Genomic DNA, 6363 nt, shown 5'->3' with positions numbered 1-6363 from the left:
GGGGGGCGTTGGGGGGGGGGGCCCCGGGGGCCCCGGGGGGGGGGGCCCCCCCCCGGGGGGGGGGGCGGGGGGGGGGGGGGGGGGGGGGGGGGGGGGGGGGGGGCGCCGCCCCCCCGCCCCCCCCCCCCCCGGCCGCCCCCCCCCCCCACGTCTCGTCGTCAGGTGGCTGCCGAGCGGTACTTGCGCACCGCCAGCGTCCGGAAGACCGCGATGATCAGGACGGACCAGATCACCGAGGCCCAGACGGGATGCTGCATGGGCCATGCGTCGGACTGCACGACACCCGGGTTGCCGAACAGCTCGCGGCAGGCCTGCACCGTGGCGCTGAACGGATTCCACTCGGCGATGTGCCGGAGCCAGGGCGTCATCTGGCTGGAGTCCACGAAGGCGTTCGACACGAAGGTCACCGGGAACAGCCAGATGATTCCTCCCGAGGTCGCCGCCTCCGGCGTGCGCACGGAGAGGCCGATCAGCGCCCCGATCCAGGTGAAGGCGTACCCCAGGAGCAGCAGCAGCGCGAAGCCCGCCAGGATCCGGCCGGCGTTGGTCGGGTCGGCGGAGCCGGTGCGCCACCCCACGATCAGCGCGACTATGGCGAGGACCAGCAGCGTGATGGCCGTCTGCACGAGGTCGGCGACGGTGCGACCGGTCAGCACGGCGCCGCGGGCCATGGGCAGTGAGCGGAAGCGGTCGACGAGCCCCTTCTGCATGTCGTCGGCGATACCGGCGGCCGATCCCGCGGTGGCGAAGGTGACGGTCTGCGCGAAGATCCCCGCCATCAGGAAGTCCTTGTAGACGTCCGCGTCGGTGGTGTTCCCGATCTTCATCGAGCCACCGAAGACGTAGGTGAAGAGGACCACGAACATCACCGGCTGGATGACCCCGAACAGGACCATCTCCGGAATCCTGGTCATGCGGATCAGGTTTCTGCGGGCGATGACCAGCGCATCCCGGATGGACTGGCCGATCGGGTTGGCGGGCGCCGTGACCGGCGCCGCGTCGGTGGCGGCGCTCACTTGGCGGCCTCCTTCTCCTGCTCGTGGCCGGCGCCGTCCGCCGGGCCGGTCTCCTCGTCCTTGGCCTCGCCCTCTGTTTCGGCCTCTGCCACGTGGCCGGTGAGGGAGAGGAATACGTCGTCGAGGGTGGGGCGGCGCAGGCCGATGTCGTCGATCTCGATGCCGCGGACGTCGAGCTCGCGGATGACCTCGGCGAGCAGCTTCGCGCCGCCGGTGACGGGGACGGTCAGCTTGCGGGTGTGCTCCTCGACGGTGGTCGAGCCCTTTCCGAAGCCGGCCAGCACCTGCGCGGCCGTCCCCATGTGGTCGCGCTCGTGCACCACGACCTCGACGCGCTCTCCCCCGGTGCGCGCCTTGAGCTGGTCGGAGGTGCCGCGGGCGATGACGCGGCCGTGGTCGACGACCGCGATGTCGTGCGCGAGGTGGTCGGCCTCCTCCAGGTACTGCGTGGTCAGCAGCAGGGTCGTACCACTGGCGACCAGCTGTTTGATGACCTCCCACAGCTCCTGCCGGTTGCGGGGGTCGAGGCCGGTCGTCGGTTCGTCCATGAACATGACGGGCGGGGAGACGACCAGGGCGGCCGCCAGGTCGAGCCGGCGGCGCATGCCTCCCGAGTAGGTCTTCGTGGGACGGTCCGCGGCGTCCGCGAGATGGAACTGTTCGAGCAGCTCACCGGCCCGGGCCTTCGCGGCCTTGCCCTTCATCTGGTAGAGCCGGCCGACCATGTGCAGGTTCTCCCGGCCGGTCAGGTATTCGTCGACCGCGGCGAACTGGCCGGAGAGGCCGATGGAACGCCGTACCTCGTTGGGGTGCTTGAGGACGTCGATACCCGCGACGACCGCCTTGCCGCTGTCGGGGCGCAGCAGGGTCGTGAGGCAGCGGACGGCGGTGGTCTTGCCCGCGCCGTTCGGCCCGAGCAGGCCCAGGACCGTGCCCTCGGGAACGTCGAGGTCGACGCCGTCCAGAGCCCTTACGTCACCGAAGGTCTTCACCAGGCCTTCGGCATAGATGGCGCCTGGCATATGAGTCTCCACGTCGTCGGGGATTCTTCGGAAAGCCTAGGTTTGTACATTTCGCCGTGCTCAGCGAGCGATTTACGACACACCATAACGCGATGTATCGCGTCTCACAATGCGGTTTCTCGAACGAGTGACGAAGTGGCTGCCCGCCCCCGCCCGGGCCCACCAGGGGACCTCGGGAAGCTCAAGGACCTCCCGGGAACCTCAGGCGATGACGGTGTAGCCCGCCTCCCGCAGCGCCCGGCCGACCTCGGCGCAGTGCTCGGGACCCTTCGTCTCCAGGTGCAGCTCGACCTCCGCCTCCGTGAGCCCGAGCCGCGGATGGGTTCGGACGTGGCTCACATCGAGGACGTTAGCGTCGACCACTGACAACACCCCGAGAAGCGTGGCCAGGGCACCGGGCCGGTCCGTCAGCCGCAGCCGTACCGCCAGATAGCGGCCCTGCGCGGCCATGCCGTGCCGCAGCACGCCCTGCATCAGCACCGGGTCCACGTTCCCGCCGGACAGGACCGCCACCACCGGCCCCTCGTAGGCGCCCGGCTCGCTCAGCAGCGCCGCCACGGGACTCGCCCCGGCCGGCTCCACGACCAGTTTGGCCCGCTCCAGGCACAGCAGCAGCGCGGTGGACAACTCGTCCTCGGAGACCGTGCGGACCTCGTCCACCAGCTCGCCGACGATCCCGAACGGCACGTCGCCGGGCCGCCCCACCTTGATGCCGTCGGCCATCGTCGCCGGATTCTCGACGGCCACCGGACGCCCCGCGGCCAGCGAGGGCGGGTACGCCGCCGCGCCCTCCGCCTGCACGCCCACGATCCGCACGTCCGGCCGCAGCGCCTTCACCGCGACGGCGATCCCGGCCGCCAGTCCGCCCCCGCCGACGCCGACCACGACGGTCCGCACCTCGGGGCACTGCTCCAGGATCTCCAGCCCGACCGTGCCCTGGCCCGCGATGACGTCGGGGTGGTCGAACGGGTGGATGAACACCGCGCCGGTCCGCTCCGCGTGCTCCTGCGCGGCGGCCAGCGTCTCGTCGACCACCTGGCCGTGCAGGCGCACCTCGGCGCCGTAGTCCCGGGTCGCGCTGATCTTCGGCAGCGGGGCGCCCTTCGGCATGAACACCGTCGACCGCACGCCGAGCAGCGAAGACGCCAGCGCGACGCCCTGCGCGTGGTTGCCCGCGCTCGCCGCGACCACACCGGCGGCCCGCTGCTCGGGCAGCAGCCCCGCGATCCGGACGTAGGCGCCGCGCAGCTTGAACGAGCCGGTCCGCTGGAGGTTCTCGCACTTGAGGTGCACCGGCGAGCCGACCAGCTGGGACAGATGCCTGCTGCCCTCCATCGCGGTCACCCTGGCCACACCCGAGAGCATCTTCTGGGCTCCGCGCACGTCGTCGAGGGTGACGGGTCCGACCAGGGCAGCCGCGCTGTAGCTCATACCTCCAGCATCGCAGTTCACGGGCGCCGGGTTCCGCTGTGACCAACCTCCGAGACCCGCTTTGCCCAGCGTCGGTACGCCTCGCCGCCCGGCCGCGTACCCTGTCCCCCAATCAGCAGCCCTCCAAGAAGTGAGCCCCCGGCCATGCCCACAACACCTGAAATGTCGATGGACATGACGACCGCCGGTGACACCGGTCTTCTCGAGACGCTCCAGCACGAGGTCGCGCTCTTCGCCCGCCGCGCCGAACAGACCAGGCTCGGCGGGGTCGGACAGGTGCGCAACTCCATGGACCGCGCCGCCTACCTGCTGCTCAACCGCCTCGACAAAGAGGGCCCGATGGGCGTGAAGGCGCTCGCCGCGAGCATGGGAATCGACTCCTCGACGGTCACCCGGCAGGTGGCCCCGCTCGTCGACACCGGGCTCGTCAAGCGGACCTCCCACCCCGAGGACGGACGCGCGGTGGTCCTCCAGCTGTCCCCGCGCGGCGTGGCGCGGCTGGAGGAGGTCCGCTCCTCCCGGCGTCAGCTCATGGCCGAGCTGACCCACGACTGGGCGCCGGAGGAACGCGAGGCCTTCTGCGCGCTCCTCGCACGCTTCAACGGCGCGCTGTCCGCCCGTATGGCCCCGTCCGGCGTGTCGGCCGCCGATGCGCCGTCCGGGTCCTGAACGACGTTCATGCGCTTTCCGGAGCGGTTCTCGCACCGAACCCTTGACCGGCGGGCCACCCCTGGCCTGATATGAGAGCTCAGGGGTCTGGTGTGCGACCTCAGGGGTCGTCGCCGTCTGGGCGGGAGGCGCGGTGCGAGAACGGCATGCGTCCCACGGTGCCCGCCGGGCCCGCGAGTTCGAGGCGTTCGTCGCGGGTGCGGCCGGGCGGCTGCTGCATGCCGCCACCCTGCTCACCGCCGAGCCCCCGGACGGCAACCCGCGCGCACGGCGCCTGCTGGCCCTGAGCCTGGCCCACACGTACGCGTACTGGGACCGGCTGCACGGAGAGGACCCGTACGACCGCGCCCGCCAGTACCTGGCCACCCGTTTCGCCCGCGCGGCCTGGCACCGCTACGGCGCCCTCGGCCGGGCCCGCCGGCACCTCACCGGTCCCTTGGGCGGGCTCGCCCCGCAGGAGCGCCTGATCCTGGTGCTCAGGCTGTACGAGGGGGTCGCCGAGGAGCAGACGGCCGCGCTGCTGGGCCTGTCCGTGGAACGGGTGCGGACGATCTGTGACCGCGCGACGGCCGCCCTGCTGCGCCCGCCCTCCGCACCGGCCCGCCCGGTGGCGGCGGAGGCGGCGACGCCGTGAGGGCCACGGCGACCGGTCCGAGTACCCGCACGACAGTGGGGACGCCGACGGGGACGCGCGCGTGGCGCACCGGCACGTCTGCGTGGCGCACCGGCACGTCTGCGTGGCGCACCGGCACGTCTGCGTGGCGCACCGGCACGTCTGCGTGGCGCACCGGCAGGCGCTGGTGAACCGCCCCCGGCGTGAGGCCGCCGCGCGGCGGATCATGGACCAGTCGCCGCCGCGGGTGCCGCCCGAGCTCTACGCGGAGGCCGTGCGCCGAGGCGGCCGCGTGCTGCGGCGCAGGACCGCCGCCCGCCGCCTGATGTGGCTGCTGCTGGGTGCCGCGGCCGTGGCCTTCACGGTGTGGGCGCTGACGGTCCAGCCGTGGGTGGAGCCGCCCTCGGAGACGACCCCACCCGTGACCGGCTGGGATGGCTGGTGAGCCCCCGGTGGTCAGCCCAGCGCCTGCTGGAGGTCGGCCAGCAGGTCGTCGGCGTTCTCGATGCCGACCGACAGGCGCACCAGGTCGGCGGGGACCTCCAGGGCCGAGCCCGCCGCTGAGGCGTGCGTCATCCGGCCCGGGTGCTCGATCAGCGACTCGACACCGCCCAGGGACTCGCCGAGCGTGAAGACCTTCGCGCGGTTGCACACCTCGACGGCGGCCTGCTCGCCGCCCTCCACGCGGAAGGACACCATGCCGCCGAACGCCTTCATCTGCTTGGCGGCGGCCTCGTGCCCCGGGTGTTCCGGCAGCCCGGGGTACAGCACGCTCGTCACGCGCGCGTGCCGGGTGAGCATGTCGGCGACCTTGGTCGCGTTCTCGCTGTGCCGGTCCATGCGCACCGCGAGGGTCTTGGTGCCGCGCAGCACCAGCCAGGAGTCGAAGGGGCCGGCGACCGCGCCCATCGCGTTCTGGTGGAACGCCAGCTCCTCCCCCAGTTCCTGGTCCTCGACGACCAGCGCGCCGCCGACCACGTCCGAGTGCCCGCCCATGTACTTGGTCAGCGAGTGCACGACGACGTCCGCACCGAGCGCCAGCGGCTGCTGGAGGTACGGCGTGGCGAAGGTGTTGTCGACGACGAGCCGGGCGCCGGCGTCCCGGGCCACCTGGGCGACGGCGGCGATGTCGGTGATCCCGAGCAGCGGATTGGAGGGCGTCTCCACCCACACGGCCTTGGTCTTCGGGGTGAGCGCGGCCCGCACGGCGGCGGCGTCGCCCGTGTCCGCCACCGACCACTCCACGCCCCACCGGGTGGCGACCTTGGCGAAGAGGCGGAAGGTGCCGCCGTACGCGTCGTTCGGGATCACCACGTGATCACCGGGACTCAGCAGCGTACGCAACAGGCAGTCCTCGGCCGCCAGTCCGGACGCGAACGCGAGACCGCGTCGGCCGCCCTCCAGGGCGGCGAGGTTCTCCTCCAGGGCCGTGCGCGTCGGGTTCGCGCTGCGGCTGTACTCGTAGCCGCCGCGCAGGCCCCCGACGCCGTCCTGCTTGTAGGTCGACACCTGATAGATCGGCGGGACGACCGCGCCCGTCAGGGGATCGGCGGTGTTGCCCGCGTGAATCGCGAGGGTCTCGAAGTGCTGACTGCTGTGCCTGTCGCTCATG

General features: G+C 72.4%; 7 protein-coding genes. 3 read left to right on the top strand and 4 right to left on the bottom strand.

The features are described 5' to 3' along the window. Positions 1 to 158: 158 nt before the first annotated feature. The 3 genes from ACGFYH_RS34530 to ilvA all read right to left on the bottom strand — a co-directional run bounded on the left by ACGFYH_RS34530 (position 159) and on the right by ilvA (position 3469). Entirely contained in the window at positions 159 to 1016 is an 858-nt protein-coding gene (locus ACGFYH_RS34530) for an ABC transporter permease (RefSeq protein WP_393807113.1), read from the bottom strand. After that, on the bottom strand, positions 1013 to 2038 hold the full coding sequence (locus ACGFYH_RS34525) for an ATP-binding cassette domain-containing protein (protein ID WP_393807112.1): 1026 nt from the start codon (positions 2036 to 2038) through the stop codon (positions 1013 to 1015). The genes ACGFYH_RS34530 and ACGFYH_RS34525 overlap by 4 nt, the downstream gene beginning before the upstream one ends. A gap of 201 nt (positions 2039 to 2239) precedes the next feature. Then, the gene (ilvA, locus tag ACGFYH_RS34520) at positions 2240 to 3469 is read right to left on the bottom strand and encodes a threonine ammonia-lyase (protein WP_393807111.1); all 1230 of its coding nucleotides are present in this window, start codon (positions 3467 to 3469) and stop codon (positions 2240 to 2242) included. Between the two features lie 162 nt (positions 3470 to 3631). Here ilvA and ACGFYH_RS34515 point away from each other — a divergent pair, with 162 nt between their 5' ends. From ACGFYH_RS34515 to ACGFYH_RS34505, 3 genes are all read left to right on the top strand, one after another. Continuing rightward, positions 3632 to 4138, top strand: coding sequence for a MarR family winged helix-turn-helix transcriptional regulator (locus ACGFYH_RS34515; protein WP_393807116.1), 507 nt, complete (start codon positions 3632 to 3634; stop codon positions 4136 to 4138). Between the two features lie 133 nt (positions 4139 to 4271). Next, the gene (locus ACGFYH_RS34510; RefSeq protein WP_393807110.1) at positions 4272 to 4772 is read left to right on the top strand and encodes a sigma factor-like helix-turn-helix DNA-binding protein; all 501 of its coding nucleotides are present in this window, start codon (positions 4272 to 4274) and stop codon (positions 4770 to 4772) included. A 166-nt stretch (positions 4773 to 4938) separates the two neighbouring features. Then, complete coding sequence (locus ACGFYH_RS34505; protein ID WP_393807115.1) at positions 4939 to 5196, top strand: hypothetical protein; 258 nt, start codon at positions 4939 to 4941, stop codon at positions 5194 to 5196. Between the two features lie 11 nt (positions 5197 to 5207). Here ACGFYH_RS34505 and ACGFYH_RS34500 read toward each other — a convergent pair whose 3' ends face one another. Continuing rightward, the gene (locus tag ACGFYH_RS34500; RefSeq protein WP_393807109.1) at positions 5208 to 6362 is read right to left on the bottom strand and encodes a cystathionine gamma-synthase; all 1155 of its coding nucleotides are present in this window, start codon (positions 6360 to 6362) and stop codon (positions 5208 to 5210) included. Position 6363: the final 1 nt, after the last annotated feature.

Source organism: Streptomyces sp. NPDC048392, assembly GCF_043200575.1.
Lineage (GTDB): Bacteria > Actinomycetota > Actinomycetes > Streptomycetales > Streptomycetaceae > Streptomyces.
This window is presented reverse-complemented; position numbering and strand designations above follow the sequence as displayed.

What these genes read in the sequence shown, in the direction of transcription:
- ACGFYH_RS34525 (WP_393807112.1), bottom strand. Translation starts at nt 2,038, where the DNA reads ATGCCAGGCGCCATCTATGCCGAAGGCCTGGTGAAGACCTTCGGTGAC.
- ilvA (WP_393807111.1), bottom strand. Translation starts at nt 3,469, where the DNA reads ATGAGCTACAGCGCGGCTGCCCTGGTCGGACCCGTCACCCTCGACGAC.
- ACGFYH_RS34515 (WP_393807116.1), top strand. Translation starts at nt 3,632, where the DNA reads ATGTCGATGGACATGACGACCGCCGGTGACACCGGTCTTCTCGAGACG.
- ACGFYH_RS34500 (WP_393807109.1), bottom strand. Translation starts at nt 6,362, where the DNA reads ATGAGCGACAGGCACAGCAGTCAGCACTTCGAGACCCTCGCGATTCAC.